The organism is Candidatus Sungiibacteriota bacterium (assembly GCA_016432465.1).
Lineage (GTDB): Bacteria > Patescibacteriota > Minisyncoccia > Sungbacterales > HO2-52-23.
Genome location: CP066690.1, coordinates 870,248 through 887,020, shown reverse-complemented (window position 1 = coordinate 887,020; position 16,773 = coordinate 870,248). Strand labels below are relative to the sequence as shown.

At 44.5% G+C, this 16,773-nt stretch carries 23 protein-coding genes; 9 read left to right on the top strand and 14 right to left on the bottom strand.

What is annotated here, in order from left to right:
- Nucleotides 1-40 precede the first annotated feature (40 nt).
- Entirely contained in the window at nucleotides 41-256 is a 216-nt protein-coding gene (locus tag HYW89_04780) for a hypothetical protein (GenBank protein ID QQG45281.1), read from the bottom strand.
- Nucleotides 257-318: 62 nt separating this feature from the next.
- Entirely contained in the window at nucleotides 319-711 is a 393-nt protein-coding gene (locus tag HYW89_04775) for a hypothetical protein (GenBank protein QQG45280.1), read from the bottom strand.
- 113 nt (nucleotides 712-824) lie between these two features.
- On the opposite strand from HYW89_04775, the gene rpmA reads away from it, so the two are divergent.
- Entirely contained in the window at nucleotides 825-1,103 is a 279-nt protein-coding gene (gene rpmA, locus HYW89_04770) for a 50S ribosomal protein L27 (protein QQG45279.1), read from the top strand.
- Nucleotides 1,104-1,112: 9 nt separating this feature from the next.
- Here rpmA and HYW89_04765 read toward each other — a convergent pair whose 3' ends face one another.
- From HYW89_04765 to maf, 3 genes are read right to left on the bottom strand one after another with little or no spacing between them, the layout of a single operon-like run.
- Nucleotides 1,113-2,768 (bottom strand): CTP synthase, encoded by a 1,656-nt coding sequence (locus HYW89_04765; GenBank protein ID QQG45278.1) that lies wholly within the window; start codon nucleotides 2,766-2,768, stop codon nucleotides 1,113-1,115.
- A gap of 3 nt (nucleotides 2,769-2,771) precedes the next feature.
- On the bottom strand, nucleotides 2,772-3,215 hold the full coding sequence (gene rplI / locus HYW89_04760; protein QQG45277.1) for a 50S ribosomal protein L9: 444 nt from the start codon (nucleotides 3,213-3,215) through the stop codon (nucleotides 2,772-2,774).
- Complete coding sequence (gene maf, locus HYW89_04755; GenBank protein ID QQG45276.1) at nucleotides 3,212-3,787, bottom strand: septum formation inhibitor Maf; 576 nt, start codon at nucleotides 3,785-3,787, stop codon at nucleotides 3,212-3,214. The genes rplI and maf overlap by 4 nt, the downstream gene beginning before the upstream one ends.
- A 372-nt stretch (nucleotides 3,788-4,159) precedes the next feature.
- Here maf and HYW89_04750 point away from each other — a divergent pair, with 372 nt between their 5' ends.
- Nucleotides 4,160-5,134: a hypothetical protein gene (locus HYW89_04750; protein ID QQG45275.1), complete on the top strand. Its 975-nt coding sequence runs from the start codon at nucleotides 4,160-4,162 to the stop codon at nucleotides 5,132-5,134.
- Nucleotides 5,135-5,187: 53 nt separating this feature from the next.
- Nucleotides 5,188-5,583, top strand: a complete 396-nt coding sequence (locus tag HYW89_04745; GenBank protein QQG45274.1) for a hypothetical protein — start codon at nucleotides 5,188-5,190, stop codon at nucleotides 5,581-5,583.
- 158 nt (nucleotides 5,584-5,741) lie between these two features.
- On the opposite strand, the gene HYW89_04740 is transcribed toward HYW89_04745, so the two are convergent.
- The 5 genes from HYW89_04740 to murC form a co-directional block, all read right to left on the bottom strand.
- A complete protein-coding gene (locus HYW89_04740) occupies nucleotides 5,742-6,971 on the bottom strand; it encodes a S41 family peptidase (GenBank protein ID QQG45273.1) in 1,230 nt (409 codons plus the stop codon).
- Nucleotides 6,972-7,053: 82 nt separating this feature from the next.
- The gene (locus HYW89_04735; GenBank protein QQG45272.1) at nucleotides 7,054-8,034 is read right to left on the bottom strand and encodes a calcium/sodium antiporter; all 981 of its coding nucleotides are present in this window, start codon (nucleotides 8,032-8,034) and stop codon (nucleotides 7,054-7,056) included.
- 150 nt (nucleotides 8,035-8,184) lie between these two features.
- Nucleotides 8,185-8,415: a hypothetical protein gene (locus HYW89_04730; GenBank protein ID QQG45271.1), complete on the bottom strand. Its 231-nt coding sequence runs from the start codon at nucleotides 8,413-8,415 to the stop codon at nucleotides 8,185-8,187.
- 2 nt (nucleotides 8,416-8,417) lie between these two features.
- Nucleotides 8,418-8,675 carry a hypothetical protein gene (locus HYW89_04725; protein QQG45270.1) on the bottom strand — a complete coding sequence of 86 codons (258 nt, stop codon included), beginning with the start codon at nucleotides 8,673-8,675 and terminating at the stop codon, nucleotides 8,418-8,420.
- A 51-nt stretch (nucleotides 8,676-8,726) separates the two neighbouring features.
- The gene (gene murC, locus HYW89_04720) at nucleotides 8,727-10,049 is read right to left on the bottom strand and encodes a UDP-N-acetylmuramate--L-alanine ligase (protein QQG45269.1); all 1,323 of its coding nucleotides are present in this window, start codon (nucleotides 10,047-10,049) and stop codon (nucleotides 8,727-8,729) included.
- Nucleotides 10,050-10,074: 25 nt separating this feature from the next.
- Here murC and HYW89_04715 point away from each other — a divergent pair, with 25 nt between their 5' ends.
- Complete coding sequence (locus tag HYW89_04715; protein ID QQG45268.1) at nucleotides 10,075-10,227, top strand: hypothetical protein; 153 nt, start codon at nucleotides 10,075-10,077, stop codon at nucleotides 10,225-10,227.
- Here the strand turns inward: HYW89_04715 and HYW89_04710 are convergent.
- Nucleotides 10,205-10,873, bottom strand: a complete 669-nt coding sequence (locus HYW89_04710; protein QQG45267.1) for a hypothetical protein — start codon at nucleotides 10,871-10,873, stop codon at nucleotides 10,205-10,207. The genes HYW89_04715 and HYW89_04710 overlap by 23 nt on opposite strands.
- Before the next feature lie 66 nt (nucleotides 10,874-10,939).
- Between HYW89_04710 and HYW89_04705 the strand changes: the two genes are divergently transcribed.
- Genes HYW89_04705 through HYW89_04695 form a run of 3 tightly spaced genes read left to right on the top strand, consistent with a single transcriptional unit; the run spans nucleotide 10,940 to nucleotide 12,885 of the window.
- Nucleotides 10,940-11,368: a hypothetical protein gene (locus HYW89_04705; protein QQG45266.1), complete on the top strand. Its 429-nt coding sequence runs from the start codon at nucleotides 10,940-10,942 to the stop codon at nucleotides 11,366-11,368.
- Nucleotides 11,331-11,921 carry a peptide deformylase gene (locus HYW89_04700; protein ID QQG45265.1) on the top strand — a complete coding sequence of 197 codons (591 nt, stop codon included), beginning with the start codon at nucleotides 11,331-11,333 and terminating at the stop codon, nucleotides 11,919-11,921. Before HYW89_04705 ends, HYW89_04700 begins: the two co-directional genes overlap by 38 nt.
- A complete protein-coding gene (locus HYW89_04695; GenBank protein ID QQG45264.1) occupies nucleotides 11,902-12,885 on the top strand; it encodes a methionyl-tRNA formyltransferase in 984 nt (327 codons plus the stop codon). The genes HYW89_04700 and HYW89_04695 overlap by 20 nt, the downstream gene beginning before the upstream one ends.
- On the opposite strand, the gene HYW89_04690 is transcribed toward HYW89_04695, so the two are convergent.
- On the bottom strand, nucleotides 12,877-13,362 hold the full coding sequence (locus HYW89_04690; protein ID QQG45263.1) for a hypothetical protein: 486 nt from the start codon (nucleotides 13,360-13,362) through the stop codon (nucleotides 12,877-12,879). The genes HYW89_04695 and HYW89_04690 overlap by 9 nt on opposite strands.
- Nucleotides 13,363-13,462: 100 nt before the next feature.
- Here HYW89_04690 and HYW89_04685 point away from each other — a divergent pair, with 100 nt between their 5' ends.
- Nucleotides 13,463-13,891: a hypothetical protein gene (locus HYW89_04685; GenBank protein ID QQG45262.1), complete on the top strand. Its 429-nt coding sequence runs from the start codon at nucleotides 13,463-13,465 to the stop codon at nucleotides 13,889-13,891.
- 113 nt (nucleotides 13,892-14,004) lie between these two features.
- The gene (locus tag HYW89_04680) at nucleotides 14,005-14,325 is read left to right on the top strand and encodes a hypothetical protein (protein QQG45261.1); all 321 of its coding nucleotides are present in this window, start codon (nucleotides 14,005-14,007) and stop codon (nucleotides 14,323-14,325) included.
- A gap of 10 nt (nucleotides 14,326-14,335) precedes the next feature.
- Here the strand turns inward: HYW89_04680 and HYW89_04675 are convergent, their stop codons facing one another.
- On the bottom strand, nucleotides 14,336-16,024 hold the full coding sequence (locus HYW89_04675) for a glycosyltransferase family 39 protein (GenBank protein QQG45260.1): 1,689 nt from the start codon (nucleotides 16,022-16,024) through the stop codon (nucleotides 14,336-14,338).
- The gene (locus HYW89_04670) at nucleotides 16,017-16,721 is read right to left on the bottom strand and encodes a polyprenol monophosphomannose synthase (protein QQG45259.1); all 705 of its coding nucleotides are present in this window, start codon (nucleotides 16,719-16,721) and stop codon (nucleotides 16,017-16,019) included. The genes HYW89_04675 and HYW89_04670 overlap by 8 nt, the downstream gene beginning before the upstream one ends.
- Nucleotides 16,722-16,773: the final 52 nt, after the last annotated feature.

Genomic DNA, 16,773 nt, shown 5'->3' with positions numbered 1-16,773 from the left:
CCACTCTATACTTAGCATGAAAATTAGAAAACCGGAAGGGTTAGTTCCGGTTTAAAAATTTAGCCAAGGTTTCTGCGTCAACCCCAAAATACTCTGCAAATAAAAGAGCGATTTTGATGGTCACGGTAATCCTGACCCCCTCCTCAAACTCCTCTTCAAAACCCTCGAAGTCCTGTGTTCCACCCACCAACTGCCCTATTGCTTTCAGTTTCTCCACTATCTCTTGAAGACCGCTTTTAAGTTCCTCCAGAGTCATGATACCCCCTCCTTTTTGGGGTATTTTTACCCATATCAAAAATCTCAATTTCTGTCAAGTTTTCATAGCCCTTCGCAATTTCCTGCCGGCTTATACCCCGCTTTTTCCGCTTCTTCTTTGGTGTCAAACCAAATTTTGTTTTCTTCTTTGATTTTTAATGCTCCGGGACACCACGGGTAGTGGTAAGCGGTGCCGGATTTGGAGGCAACATATTTTCCTTTTACGGAAAGACCTGTAGAAGCAACTCCTTGGGATGCGCCGGCGCCAGTCGGTTTACTAACTACTGGTTCGTAGTTATTGGTTATTGTAATGGGTTCTTTTTGCGGCCACAAAACCGAAAGGCGGCCCAAACCGAAGCTCGCCAAGCTCACGAGAAAAATCAGGGCAGCGACGTAGAGGTCGGACGTGTTTACCTCTACCCAGTTCTTGACTTTTAAAATATACTTTGATAACATGTTTTTAGTTTGGGGTTGTAAGTTCTAAGTTTGTGTTTAAGGTTTAATGTTCAAGTAAAAACTTTAACTACCAACTTAAAACTTAAACTTACAACCTAGAACTTAAAACCAATATGGCACATACCAAATCCGCGGGAGCCGGCAAATTTGGCCGCGATTCCCAACCCAAATACTTAGGAGTTAAAAAATACGGTGGAGAACGGGTAAAACCCGGGGCTATTTTAATCCGGCAAAGAGGCACAAAATTCTATGCGGGTGAAGGTGTAAAACGAGGTGGAGATGATACATTATTTGCACTCCGGAAAGGAATTGTCAAATTCTTGGAAAAAAGAAAAACCCGCTTTGACGGGTCTCAAAAACGTATCAAGGTCGTAACTGTAACCGGATCCTAAAAAGCGCTCTTACACTCTCGTTTTTGTCGCGGCCCGTATAAACCCCTTAAACAGCGGGTGTGGTTTCAGGGGCCGGGATTTAAACTCGGGATGAAACTGGGTACCCATAAAAAAGGGGTGATTTTTTCCGCCCGAGGCGGATCCGCCTTTGGCGGACAATTCAATAATTTCAACCAGATTCCGTTCCGGATTAATACCGGAAAATACCATTCCCCTCTTTTCCAAAATCTCACGATGGTCGTTATTTACCTCGTAGCGGTGACGGTGCCGCTCCGTAATCAACTTAGTTGCATATGCGTCAAATCCCATTGTGCCCGGCTTCAACTCACAGGTGTAGGCACCCAACCTCATTGATCCACCCATTCTTTTTTCGCGAATATTTACCAATTGTTCCGGTAGGGTGTGGATTACCGGATATTTGGTTTTTGGGTTTACTTCGGTGGTATGCGCCCCGCGCAGTTTGCAGACGTTGCGCGCAAACTCAATTACCGCAAGCTGGAGGCCGTAACAGAGTCCCAAAAATGGGATTTTATTTTTACGACAAAACTCTATAGTTTTAATCTTGCCCTCCACTCCCCTGCTTCCAAATCCGCCCGGCACAATAATTCCTCCATAGGATTTAAGTTCACTAAGAGCGCGCCGGTTTTTTTCATAGGTCTCGGCATTAAGCCAAGATATTTCGGGAGCAAATCCTAAACTCCAACTTGCGTGTTTTATAGCCTCAATCACCGAAATATACGAATCGGCAAGAGTAAAAACTCCGGTGCCAAAGTATTTACCCACAATGCCAATTCGCACCGGCTTTCTAAATCTGTGAGTGCGTTGAATAAAATTTTTCCATTCACCAAGGTCGCGCCTACGTGCTTTAAGACTGAATTTGTCTAAAATTCTGTCGCCTAGGTGGTCTTTTTCAAAATTTACCGGCACATCATAGATAACTTTAACGTCGGGCGCGGAAATAATATCCTCCTCACTTACGTTACAAAATACAGCCAGCTTCTTTTTTCGCGGATCATCCATAGGCACAACGGAACGCGCAATAATAATATCCGGCTGAATTCCTGCGGCATTCATGGCACGCACCGCGTGTTGGGTGGGCTTGGTCTTCATCTCGCCAATCATTGCCGGTATCGGAAGGTAAGATACCAAAACAAAAAGAACATCTTGGGGCCGCGAAAGGTGCATCATCCGCGCCGCTTCCAAAAAAAGAATGTTTTCATACTCTCCTACTGTTCCGCCGATTTCAATTACCGTAAAATCGGCCCTTGCTTTTTTGGCGGCGCGCTCCAGACGCCGTATTACCTCATGCGGAATGTGGGGCACAACCTGCACACATTTGCCTCCGTACTCAAGATTTCTTTCACGTTCAATCACGGCCTGATAAACCGAACCGGAAGTCATATAGTTTTCGCGGGAAATATTTTCATCAAGAAACCGCTCGTAATTGCCGATGTCCTGATCACATTCCATGCCGTCTTCGGTTACAAAAACTTCCCCGTGTTCTACGGGGTTCATAGTGCCGGCATCTACATTTAAATAAGGATCAATTTTAACGGCAGTGACGCGAAAACCACGGCTTTTGAGAATGCGGCCTATAGAGGCAACCGCTATTCCCTTTCCAATACCTGACATTACCCCGCCGCATACAAATATATAACGCGCCATTTTTTATTCAGCTTCTACTATTATTTTAACCCCTCCTTTGAACTCTTGCGGAAGTTTTATTCTAACTACTTTCTCTTCTGCAGTTTTAATCGGCTCCTCTAATAAAACCCACTCCTTATTAACTTCAATCCCCTGCTTTTTCAACGCATCACGAATTTTTACTGCTGTAACAGAGCCATACGCTCTTCCTTTCTCTCCTATCCTAACCCTGAAAGAAAGAGTGAGCGACTTAAGTTTATCCACAAGTGCTTTATATTTCTGATATTCCTCGGATTTTTCGTGCTCTTCCCGGACTTTTTGCTGGACAAGGTTCTTAAGCGCCGCCTCGGTTGCTGGCTTAGCCAGATTTCTGGGGAATAAAAAATTGCGAGCGTAACCATCGCTCACGTCTTTCACGTCATTTTTTTTACCCAAAGTCGTGATATCTTGTAGAAGCAATACTTTCATAAAATTGAAACGTTAAATTTCTTAAGCACCGCAGATAAGACATGAAGCGGTAGACCAACAACATTAGAGTAGTCTCCTTCTATTTTTTTAATAAAAATGGCGCCCAGTCCCTGAATGGCATACGCGCCCGCCTTGCCAAACGGTTCTCCAGAACGCACGTAAGCTTTGATTTCGCTGGGAGCAAGTTTCCTAAAATACACCTTTGTCTTAACTACACGTGTGACGGTTTTCTGCTTAGCGCCATCTATCACGGTAAATCCGGTAAACACGAAGTTATACCTTCCACTCAAAAGTCGCAGCATCCGTACGGCTTCTTTTTTGGTCCGCGGCTTGCCTATTATCTGGCCCCGACAAACCACGACTGTATCAGCCGCAATCACCAGTGATTGCGGGAATCTTTTAATAACGGCCCGCGCTTTTTCTTTAGATAAAAATCTTGCCAGACTTGGTGGCGAAAGCGGTAAATTCATATTTTCCTTATAGCCGCTTTCTACCACTTTAAACTTCAGGCCCAATTTTTCCAGAAACTCTTTTCTGCGCAAAGACGTCGAGGCAAGAATAATGGTTTTCATGATTTAATTTCAAAGACAGAAAATTCTCCGCTGGCTTCTTTCCACTCTGTTTCAATTTATTTAACACTCGACCATTCAGTCCCCTTTCTACACCATTCCACTAATTTTTGCAAATTTTCTTACTCACTCTCAACAAAAGATTCTCTGAACCAAACCTCTGATTTTTATTTTCACCTGTTTTATCCCCCCACCTTCCGAGAATACCCCGCAGCTTGGTCCACTCCGCCGAAGCAGCCAGCTCACACTGCGAAGGCTGGACTGCGGAGATGAATGGGCGCCGTAGAAATCCTTCCCGCAGGGTCCAATACCCCGCTGGGAAGGTGGGGGGATTTATTGTATAGTCTTGATGGTACCTAAAAATAAGGCTGGGCGATGGGCAAATACAAAATTGCAGCAACTAGTAGTATAGGCGGTCTCCTTGTTTTTACTTTACTTATACTAACCTTACTGTCAGGTTGTGTAAAACCACAGGAAGAAATCAATGACCCAAAACTTGGAGTGCTGATGCTTGCACATGGTGGAAACCAAAATTGGAATAAAGAGTTGCTGAAGGCTCTTTCCGCAGCTCGGGGTAATTTCAAACGCCAGGTTGTTTTTGGAATGGCTGATCCTGATGTAATCCAACAAGAAATCGTGTCGCTTCAAAAAGAGGGTGTAAATAAAATTGTTGTGGTCCCGCTTTTCCTCTCCTCTCACAGCGAACTTTATCGGCAACTGGAATATGTGCTTGGAATACGGGAGGAACCAGATATTCTTTTTGGGCTTCTGATTGAACACGGCAAAAAACATTCAAACCCAATGCCGTCCGAACATGCGGATCATACGGAGCCGCTGATGGATATTGTGAGACGCGTAGAATTTTCAGTCCCCCATGTCATTGCCAGCCCGATCAACTATCATCCCCTTATTGCATCAATATTGGAAGAACGTGTCGCCTCAATCTCTAATAAAGAAAATATAAGTATTGTGCTTCTTGCGCATGGCCCTGTTTCGGAAACAGATAATAAACTCTGGCTGCAGGATCTTCAGCTCTACGCCGAAAGAATGCGGAGCAAATTCAAAAACCTACAGGTGCTCTACCATACTTTTCGCGATGACGCGCCTGATTTTATCCGCAATCAGGCAATAGATAAAATCAGAGACAGCATACGGCAAGAACAAAAAGCGGGAAGGGGGGTTATTGTGGTCCCCTATTTACTTGCATCCGATGGCAGAGAGGTGGCCATCAAAGAATTTTTGGCCGATTGCAAATGCACTATAATTCCAGCGGCTCTTCTCCCTCATAAAAATATTTCCCTCTGGATTGAACAACAAGTACGCAGGGGAAAAATAAAACTTGCTGAGTAAAATAATCTATGTTATAATTACTCCGGGCTTCAATCCTACGGAGGAGAAGAGTTATGGAACCAACCCGGGAAGAAATCGTTGCCGGTATAGCACAGGGACTTGTTGAATTTTTGAATCAAGCTCCTCGCCATAGCGCGGATCGGGACAACCGTATATGGTTTATAGAGACTGTTGAGAAAGCGATAGAAGCTGGTACCAGAGAGGCTCTTTCTGGATTGTTTAGTGAGGCATTCAGTGGACGTTACTGGACTGTGCCGTTTGGTTCAGCTGTTAGCTTTACCATTCAAAGAGGGCTAACAGAGGGTTTAAAAACCTTTTTGAAGGAGGCAGTACCAGATACTCCTCATCACAGACGGGATAGCAAAGTTCTGGAAGCAATTTCAAAAGGAATTGCCCAAGGATACAAAGAATTCCTTCAAGAAAGTGGTTGCAGGCCGAGCGATAAATAAATCCCCACACCCTTCTACGAGGCACTAAATCCCGCAGGAAGGATTTTTATGACGTCCCTTCGTCCCCGCAGCAAGGGAAGTCTGACTTCCCAAGCTACGTGGTTTTCTGGGAAGGTGCGGGGATAAACTGATCAGGTATCGCACGCGATACCTGGTTTTTATAACCCTTTCAATACCTCAATCCCCTTCTCCATTATCGGATCCTCGCCTTCTTTCAACTCCCGATCCTTGGGCAGCTCCACCTTGATATCAGGCTCCAGCCCCGTACCGTTTATTTCCTCGCCTTTTGGTGTCAACCACTTAGCAATAGTGATTTTTAAAGAAGATTTGCCGGGAAGTGATAATATTTCCTGCACTGACCCCTTTCCAAAAGTTTTAGTGCCCACCAATTTTACTCCGCGAATATCACGCACTGCCCCGGCTACAATTTCCGAAGCTGAAGCCGAACCCTCATTTACCAAAACCGCCATCGGCACCTTCTCAAATAAACGATAGCCGGTAGAGCGATAAATTTCTTCTGATCCATCGGCAAATCTTTCCCGCGCCACGACTTCTCCAGCCGGTACAAACCAGCTGGCGATGTCTATGGACACCGCCAGAAAACCCCCGGGGTTGTTACGAAGATCCAGAACTAACTTTTTAGAATCTGTCTCGTAAAATTCTTTTACTGCTTTTCTGAACTCAAACGCCGCCCCCTCGGTAAAATGATTCAACTTAATAACAAATATCCCGTCTGGTTTTCTTTCGGTCTCAACAATCTGCACCCGGATAGTGTCGCGGGTAATTTTAAACTCTTTAGGTTGCTCAAAAGAATCCCTCAAAATAAGAAGTTTTACCTCCGTGCCCTTGGGGCCGCGAATCAAACGCACAGCTTCATCCAAAGTCAAGTCTGCAGTGAGGGTGTCGTCAATTTTCAAAATCTTGTCTGCGGCCCTGAGTCCGGCTTTTTCTGCCGGCATTCCTTTAAGGGGCGCAACAACAGTAAGAACACTCTTCCTAATGCCAATTTCTGCTCCAATGCCGTCAAAAGATCCTTTAATATCTTCCTGGAATTGTTTGGTTTGGGCCGGAGGCAAAAATTCGCTGTGCGGATCCTTTAACGCTTTTACCAGTCCAGAGATAGCGCCATAAACTAAATCTTGACGGTTAATCTTTGCCCGATCTACAAACTTATCCTCAAGGCGCGACCAGACGTCCCAAAAAAGGTTAAAATCTACATCCTGAAACTGCGGCGGCGGAGTTTGTCCAACCACATTTAATACCTTCTCAACCGCCGGCCGATTTTGGTAGCCATAATAAACACCGCCTCCAAAAGCCAGTCCAAGTATCACGACCGCGATAAGTACGTTATAGACTTTGATGTATTTTTTCCAATCAAATTGGCTCATAGCATGTATTTTAAAGGAGTCTGGGCTGGAGTCAAATCATCAAAAAGCCGTGCCCAAAAGAAGCACGACCCCTATTTACGAATTAACCCAGAGAGCCCGCCAGAAGCGTGAGAAAAATCAGGAAGATCAGAAGATATACTATGCCCGACCGTCTGGTAATCTCTCCTTTGAACCACGGCCAAATTATTAATACCGCTGACAAAATCAAGAACGGCAACCCGACTTTTCTGGTTAGCATATCAACCCGTAGGTCCTTAAAAGGTGCCAAAAGGCCTACAATAAAGAGAGCGTTAAAAATATTGGATCCTATGATATTGCCTACCGCAATTCCTTCCTTTTTCTTTAAAACAGCGCTTACCGACACCACAAGTTCAGGAAGCGAAGTACCAATAGCCAAAGCGGTAATAGCGATAAGTGTACCGGGGATATGGAGGAGGCGGGAAAGTGAAAGGATTGACTCTATGACATACTGCGCGCCCAAAGAAAGACCAACAATCCCCATGCTCAACAAGACGACACTTCTTGAAGTTGAAAGCCGCGGTAAACCCATGTCTCCTGCCAACTTCGCCCGTCCACGTATATCTCGCATAGATTCTCCTACTAAAAACCGTGATTCTCTCAAGAACTTAAATACGATATAGACGATAAAATTGCCAAGAAGAAACAATCCCGCCAATGTACCCACAATCCCATTCCAAGAAATTGCAGCAAGAAGAATGTTCCCCAACAGCAGCATTGTTAACTCCAATAATGAAAAGTCAGATCCCAACCTTAATCCGCCGGCTGAAATTGCAGCAACACCAAGAATCAAAAAGATATTGGTGATATTCGAACCCACAACATTGGCCATAACCAACCCTGTTTCCCCCCTCGTAACCGCTGCTAGCGACGAGGCAAGTTCAGGCAGAGAAGTTCCTGCGGCCACAATGGTGGCACCAATAAGAAATGGTGGCATACCCCAACGCAATCCTATATCTTCTGCCCCTTTCACAAACCAGCCCGCTGATTTGATAAGAACTGCGGCGCTGAAAACAAACACGGCTGTCCAAAGTAAAAGACCCAAGACCCACCTCCTTTGATTAATCTAAAAATAATAATAGCACAAAAATAATTTTAATGCAAGGGTAGGGGGGTCTGGCCGAAGTCGGCGGACAAAAAACACCGCAGAACCCCTTAAGGTTTGCGGTGCATCCACAAATAAGATTGTGGCGTATCAGACAATGGTCCTCATATTAAGATACTGCCAATCTTTTTCGCTTAACGGCTCCTCAATGTTTTCCTGCGTGGATTGAAATACTGCTCTTCGCCCGGCTGTTTCAAGATAATAACCATGCCGATGAAGAATCTCCGCGATCGCTTGGGAAAGTTCAACATAAAGCTGGTTTAGTTCCATTCCTGATCCCGCCTGTGCTGTTACTGCAAAAACCATACGATCTGTAACCATCTTCATGCCTCCTCTACTTTTGGAAGCTCAAGACCAAACTCTTGAATTTCTGATTTCTTTACAAAAACAGGAGAAAAACCAGGGACGTTCACCGGCTTGCCGTTTGCATAAGGATATTGACCGCATCTCTTAGTTTGCCAGCGTATCTTCAAAAAGTCGTGATATGCCATATTGCTCAAAAATACTTCGTCGTCCTTGCGTTCCGGATGATTCTGATTAGGCCACATTCTTTTTTCCCCCAGGCAACCCATATAAATCATAACATGATTATCCCTAAACTGTCAAATGGCCATTAATTCTGTGGATAACTTTTATAATACTAATTTGTTGCTAAGATTATATATATCCCCAGCCCCCATAACAATTATTACGTCTCCCGCGTGTGCCTCGGACTGGATAAAATTTTTGGCTTCGTCAAACGTGTCTAGGTGAAATGCGGTTTTGCCGCGCCGTACCAACTCATGAGTTAGTTTTAGGGAATTTACTTTTGCGCGCGCGGTTTTGGTCTCGCGTCCTACCACATCATATACTGGTAAAAGGCAAACTTTGTCAGCGCGATCAAACGCGCCTACAAAATCATTCCACAAATACATCAGGCGCTGGTACTGGTGCGGTTGATATACGCACCAGATGCGCCTAAACGGGAAACGCTCGCGCGTTGCCGCAATAGTTGCTGTAATCTCCCGCGGATGGTGGCCGTAATCGGAAAAAACATAGGCGCCGTTGAGCATGCCTTTTAACTCAAATCTTCGCCACGTGCCGCTGAAACGCGATATGGCTCGCAAAATGTCTGCCTCACAGACACCCAGCAACCGTCCCAGCCTAAGCGCGGCCAAGGCATTGGAAACATTATGCTCTCCGGGAATGCGCAGTACGTTTCTTACAGACGAAGCTTCTTTATCTTGAAGCGAATAACCAATAACTTTTTTCCCGATTTTTTTGACAAGAGATTTTAATTCAGGATCATCATAGTTAGCTATAATTGCGCCATCTTTAGGAACCTTTTCCAGATATTTCTGAAAGGTCTTCTTAACTCCGGCAAAAGTTCTATAAGTATCCAGATGCTCGGTATCTATATTAGTAACTACGGCAATCACTGGTGCATAATTAAGGAAAGATCTATTCCACTCGTCAGCTTCAATTATCAAATGTTTTCCAAAGCCGCGGCGAAAATTGGAATTGCCAAATTCCTTTACCTTGGTGCCGACAATAACAGTCGGATCCAAATAGCCCTCTTCAAGAACCAATGCGGCCAAAGCCGTGGTAGTGCTTTTTCCATGCGCGCCGGAAATAGTAATGGTCTGGTACTGTTTGGTAAGTTTACCCAGCGCTTGGGCGTAATTTTTTGGCTTCAGCCTACGAAGCTTAGCCTCGTTTAATTCGGGATTACTTAGGGGTGTGGCAGAAGTATAAATAACGGCGGAAGCGTCTTTCGGAAGGTTGTCTTTTTTATGCGGACCGATTTTTATGTCTCCACCCATCTTTAAAAGCTCGGCGGTAATTTCGGAAGATATCAAATCAGACCCGCTTATTACGCTGCCTCGCGAAAAATAATACTTGGCCAGGGCGCTGATTCCTATGCCGCCTATACCAATGAAGTGGACAGTTTGATTTTTTTCCGTTATTCTATGCATAGATCGTTTTAGGGAGGAAATTCTTATGCCCGAGACTTACAAATCCCCTTTTCCAGAAATACCGGAAATGGAAGAATGTGAAATCTGTAAAAAAGCATTAAAAACCGATAAACATATAAAGGGGTCATATCTTGCTCAACTCCATAAAATTGCGCTTAAAAGTCGGGGCCAAACTTAACAGATTCCAGAACCGCATATTCTGCCCCACCCTTTTGTAGGCGGGATTCCATAAGATTTACTTCTCCTACTTTAAAATTCCAGTTCACTACCCCAGTCGGTTGGGGTAATTTTTTTATGGACCCCGGCCGGAAACGCGCTATCGTAAGATGCAGTTTTGCCGGGCGACTTTCTTTTTTGTAAAAACCTGTTTTGGGGTTTGCAAGCAGGGCTTCTTCAAACCCCTCTTTCAACTCTATAAATCCCCCCACCTTCCCAGCGGGGTATTGGACCCCGCGGGAAGGATTTCTACGGCGCCCATTCATCCCTGCAGCAAGCTGCGGGGTATTCTGGGAAGGTGGGGGGATAAACTTTTTCGGTGTTATACCTTCAGCCCAGAGGAGCCTGCTCTGTTGTCCTGGGGGGCCTAATAACACTTTAGAAAATAAGATGGGAAACGATTCCAGTCCCTTAAGCGTAAAAGGCAACAATCTCGCAACCTCATAAAGTTGGTTTTCATCAACGTACCAGGGCGGAATTACGGTAATATGCAGATTTTCCGGTTTTATCCAGCGCACTTTTAAGTCCGCATGCTTTTTCTGCCATTCACCCGCTTTCTTTTTCATATTCTCCGGAACGGGAATCGCGATAAAAACACGCCGCTTCATTTTTGTATAATAGCATAAAAATATAAAATTGCTCAACTGATTACTTTTTGCTAAAATTGAGGAGGTATGAAGCTTGAACCCGATAAACATCTTCATTCCAGAGAACATGTTTTGGCGGATGATATTACACGAATGATGAAAGAGCCCAAACGCTTTGCCGCTTATCTTGGAATTGCTAAACTTTACTATGAATCGGATCTTAGAGCTCTAGCTAGGCGGGTACTGGAAAAAGAAGATTTACCTATTGAGGCGCGCGGAAAGTATTTTTTTGCCGCGCTCAAGGGGCTTGCTAAAAAACCGGGCGTAAAATTCAAAAACCTTAGAAGAAAAAAGGGAAATAAATCCCCCCACCTTCCCAGCGGGGTATTGGACCCCGCGGGAAGAATTTCTACGGCACCCATTCATCCCCGCAGCAAGCTACGGTATATTCTGGGAAGGTGGGGGGATAAAAGAAAACGTGGAAAAAACAACTCCCATCGTAAAAGAACCGAGTAGGGTCCTACGAAGAAAAGCCACAGAAATACCTGTTGGCGGCATTCCCACTTCCCGCGTCCAACGTCTAATCTCCCAAATGAAAGAGGCGCTCAAAAATACTCCTGATGGAGTGGGACTGGCTGCGCCGCAAGTCGGAGAATCGTTGCGGATTTTTATTGTATCCGGGGAGGCCGAAGAAATTGATAAGGCGGAAAAAAAGGGCTGGCAAAGAAGCAAAGCCGACAGTGTCTCCCAAAAAAGTGAGCCGCCATATGAAAAACGCGACTGGAAATATTATGTTTTTATAAATCCTGCAGTTAAAAAAGCCTCTTCAACTAAAATTGAAGGTCCCGAAGGCTGTCTTTCTGTGCCCGGAAAATATGGAGCTGTCCAGAGGCACGAAAAAATCACGGTTGAGGCCTACGATGAGCAAGGAAAAAAAATTACCCGCGGCGCCTCCAGATTTTTCGCGCGGGTTATGCAGCACGAACTGGATCATCTTGAGGGAATTCTTTTTATTGATAAAGCAGAAAACATAACAGATGCCAATCGGTATGGAACCAAAAAACATTAAAATTGTTTTTTGGGGCACGCCGGAATTTGCGTTACCTTCACTTGAGGCGCTAATTAAAAATGGTTACAGCGTCGCGGCCGTCATTACCAATCCGGACGAACCCATAGGGAGAAGCCAAATTATTACTCCCCCGCCGGCAAAAGTCTTGGCCCAAAAACATAAAATTCACGTTTTTCAGCCGGAAAAACTAAACGCGGAAACTTTTAGAAATGAGCTCCCCGAAGCTGACCTTTTTATTGTGGCCGCTTACGGCAAAATTATTCCAAAAGATATTCTCGAAATTCCACGCTACGGCGCCCTGAATATCCACCCCTCTTTGCTTCCCCGTTGGCGAGGGCCTTCACCAATACAATACACAATTTTGCACGGCGACAAAGAAACCGGCGTGACTATTATAAAAATTGATGAACTAATGGATCACGGACCAATTGTCGCAAATTACAAATTACTCGCTTCGCTCAAGCTTCGGCGGAGCGGGCAAGTTACAAATTATAAAATAACCTGTCGGGAACTTCAAAATAAACTTGCAGAAATAGGCGCGGAGCTCCTTATAGAAACAGTGCCCAAATGGATTCGGGGTGAAATTACGCCCATGCCGCAGGATGACTCCCAAGCAACCTATTCCAAAATTTTGAAAAAAGATGATGGCCGAATTAACTGGTCCCGGCCCGCAGAAGAAATTGAGCGTATGATCCGCGCGTTCAATCCTTGGCCCGGGACTTGGACTATTTGGCCTTCCCGCGAAAAAATATCGCGCCTAAGAATTGAAGAAGCAGAAACAGCCCAGGATGAGGCGCCGGCAGGGACGCCCGGCTTTGTCTGGCAGACGGGACAGAAGCTTTTTGTTAAGACCGGCCATCAAAATCTGGAAATAAAAAAACTCACCCTTGAGGGTAAAAAATCTCTTGTTGTACAAGACTTTTTACGAGGACATCCGGAAATTGCCGGGGAAGTTTTAATCTAATTGGCACTCTCCTTCAAGAATCACTGAAAACTCGTGATGGGGTTTGGCGTGATTATGAAAGATAATTTCGGCGACGCGAAAACGGGGATCCAAAAGCATACTTTCTCCTGTCGGAATAGAGGCATAAGACGGTGTAATTTTAGGATCATACTTCCCTAATCCCAGGGCCAGCGGAGCGCTGTCTTTATTTAAAACAGCCACCAAACAATTTACTCCTGAATCTCCTTCCTTTACCCTGATAGTTCTTGGGGAAAAACCATCGGACGAGTACGTAATTAAAGGTAACTTGGCGGTATCCTCTTCGCTTATGCGGGTAGTGCGGCCGGAAGGCAAAGATGCGGGTGTCTCGGAAACCTCTTTATTTTGTGGTGGGGGTGCGGGTTTCCAACCTTCGGGGGGGAAAATAAAAATCCAAACGATCACTCCTCCGAGAATCAATATCACAAATATAGCAATAAAAAGCGGGGTTTTACTCATGATGATCCTATTGTAACCCTGTGGATAACTGAAGTTCAAGCACCTCTATTTAAATGATAAAATGAACAATAAAAGGTCGTATAGATAAGCTTTTTCTAAAATGAATCCAGCAACATTTCTTAAGATTGGCGGTATTGTGCTTATAGCGGTTGGGGTTCTGGGATTAATTGGCATTATCGGTCCAACCGCGGAATCAAGTATTTTTGGCTCGACTTGGTGGTTTGATAACGCCGAGAACTGGGCGCACATTGTATTGGGTATAGTGGCACTGATAGTAGTCTTTGCCTTAAAAGGATTCCAAAAAATTGTTACTCTGGTTGTGGGAATTCTGGGTGTGGTGGTAGGAATCTGGGGATTTGTATTAGGAGCAAACTTTTTTGGTGCGGGCCTTGAAACACTTGATAACCTCCTACATTTGGTGATCGGCCTTTGGGCACTTTGGTCATGGAAAAATGCCAAAGAAGCTGGCATGCCTATGGCAATGCCACAGCGACCCCCTATGGGACCCATGGGTCCTACGGGAATGTAGCACATTAGCAACCTTAAAAACCATCCCGACCAGTCGGGGTGGTTTTTGGTTACATTATGACTATTGCTTTTTATATCTACTTATGTTAGAATAGAGAAAACTGGGAGGCCCTAATGGTTCAACAAACATTTCTTCCGTGGGGCATTGATAATCCACCACCGAAAGAAAAAATCAAGCCTGTAGAAGTTGACCGAAAAAATAATACAGTAACATTTTGGATTCCGTCGCAGCAACTCACAATAAAGCTGAAACTTATGCCGGATGGAAGTGTGATGGACGTAGGCAGAGCGATTGAAAAAAGCCGCCTGTATGATCCCAGTGCTCTTTACGTTCACGATCCAGTTACTTTTGGACAAATGACTGCTATGCTTCATGCCATATTAAATCCCGCCCAAAATCGTCAAAAGAAACAACGTCAACGCCGGCCCCTCTAACCACGAGGGGTCATTTTCCTTCTAAGACTTTCTTGTACACAACAAAAGCCCGGTCCCCACGCTTATTGGTAATTACATTCGGGGTGCCGCCTTCCACCAAAGAACGGAATTCCTCTCCAACAACAATATTAGTCTGCCACACAAAATAATAATACTTAAATCCGCTTTTGATAAAAAAGTCAGACCCTTTCTCTTTCTGCAACAGAAAGTAGTCTTTCAGACTTAGCACCGGCCAGCCGTGATAGGTCATAAGTCGGTCTAGATTCCATAGTTTAGCGCCATCGTCTAAATTCCCGTAATGAATTATAACAGCCGGATAGCGCGCCTGATCCCTCGCTGCTTCTTTTTTTAAAACCCGGTCTCTTAGCTCTTCCAGAAACTTATACTGCATATCAAAAACAAAAGCGGGCATCCGGCCTTCAAACTCTTTTTTAAAGTACCTACCCAGATCATCATAGCCCCAATTATAATTTTCGTACCGTATGGATGACCACAATAAATTTTGCGGACCGCGAGGATATTCAATCAACTGGCTGTTGACTGAATAAAAAATTTCAAAAAGAAACAGAAGTAAAAGAACGACCGCCCCGGCCACCGCCGTCACAGAAACTCTAAATCGCTCCCTTATCCCTTTTATTATCCGGGAAAGCGGCACGGCTAAAAAAAGAGCCATAAAGGGCGTCAGCATGCTGACAAAGCGAAAGGAAAGACCAATAAAGCCCACTATAAGTACTATCAACCAAAAAAGGAACAAAAGAGGCACGGCAAATTTCTGCCATGTTTCTTTGGATTTCTTCAAAAGCGCCCCCAAAAAAGCAGGGAATGAGGCGCCAAAAAGCAAAAGAGTGCTCCAGGAATTTGTGTAAAAAATAAACGGCAGAAAATCTTTTACCCTCTCTGCGAGAGTTCCAATCTTTTTGCCCGGAGCATCATGCCATTCCGGAACATCCTGATCCAAAATATAAGAAAATTGAAAATCAAAATGTCCGGTGGCTTGATACATTTTAAAATTGTAAAAAATCACCGGACTAAAAAATATAAAGGCGGCGAGCCCCCCTAACCATAAGTATTTGTTAAAAATCAGGTCCCGTCGGAAAAATAATAAATAAGAAAATAAAATCGGGGCCAGAATAAAAGTGTTGTATTTTGTAAGAAGGCCTAGTCCCAAGAAAATACCGCTCCAAAGAAAGTAGCGGTCTTGTCTTAAACCTTTCAGGAAAAAATAAAGGGTAAGCAGCATGAAGAAAATCACATATGGTTCCTGCAGTCCCATACGCGACAGAGCCACGTTATTTACGGTAACGGCGAGAATCGCTGCCCCAACCAAACCCGCACTACGTGAAAAAAGTAGCGTACCTAAAAGATATAATAGATAAACTGACGCTACGCCGAGAAGCGCAGAAGGGAGACGAAAAGCAATGGGATTTTCCCCCAGTAACTTTATAAAAACGTGCTGCACAAGAAATACAAGCGGGGGGTGGTCATGAAAAGAAATTTTGGCCCAGCCCGGAATACCGGGGTCAAACCACTCCCAAGGCGTGGTCTGAAATTCAGCGTGATCAAAATCCATTAGCCCGATCGCCCGAAAAGCATAAAATACTTCATCGTTGGTAACATCACCCCCGGATATGCCCCAAAAACGAAGCAGAGCGGCAATAATTAAAATAGCAACTAAAGTATAACGTAAGGTTTTAGCCACGTAGTTTAAGGAGAAGTATCTTATAAAAACTTTCTAAAATAATACCAAGATTAAATTTAGAAACTCCGGTTTTTCGCTCCGTAAAAGCAATGGGGCTCTCGCAGATTTTAAAGCCCTTTTGATGGGCTCTATAAGTAGTTTCAATCTGGAAATTATATCCGTTGGAACTTAAAGAATTTAAATCAATAGCTTTAAGCAACCCTATTCGCCAGCATTTAAATCCTCCGGTGAGATCACGATGGGGCAGGCCCAAGACCAGACGCGCAAAAAGATTTCCCAAAAAACTTATAACTCTTCGGGGAATCCCCCAATTTATAATTTCTCCCCCCTTTACATACCGTGATCCAAGCACGAGATCGCATGTTTTTATTTTTTCTAAAAAACAGGGAATCACAAGCGGATCATGCGACATGTCGGCGTCCATCTGAATAACATAATCTGGTGCCTTCCCCGCCCTTAAAACTTCCTGAAAAGCATGGATATAGGCCCGGCCCAGTCCTTCTCTGCGAACACGATGCAGCACCCATAGGTGGTAGTGCTGCGCCAATTCTTCCGCCAACTCACCGGTTCCATCGGGAGAGTTATCATCCACCACCATTACCTGGAGATCTGGTAATTGTAAACTAAAAATCTTCTCAAGAAGAATTTTAAGATTGCCTTTTTCGTTATAGGTTGGGGTAATAATGATGGCCGACATGTTTCAATCCCAAAGAGATTTTATCCGCCTTCGCAGAAAACCGCGGGCGTAA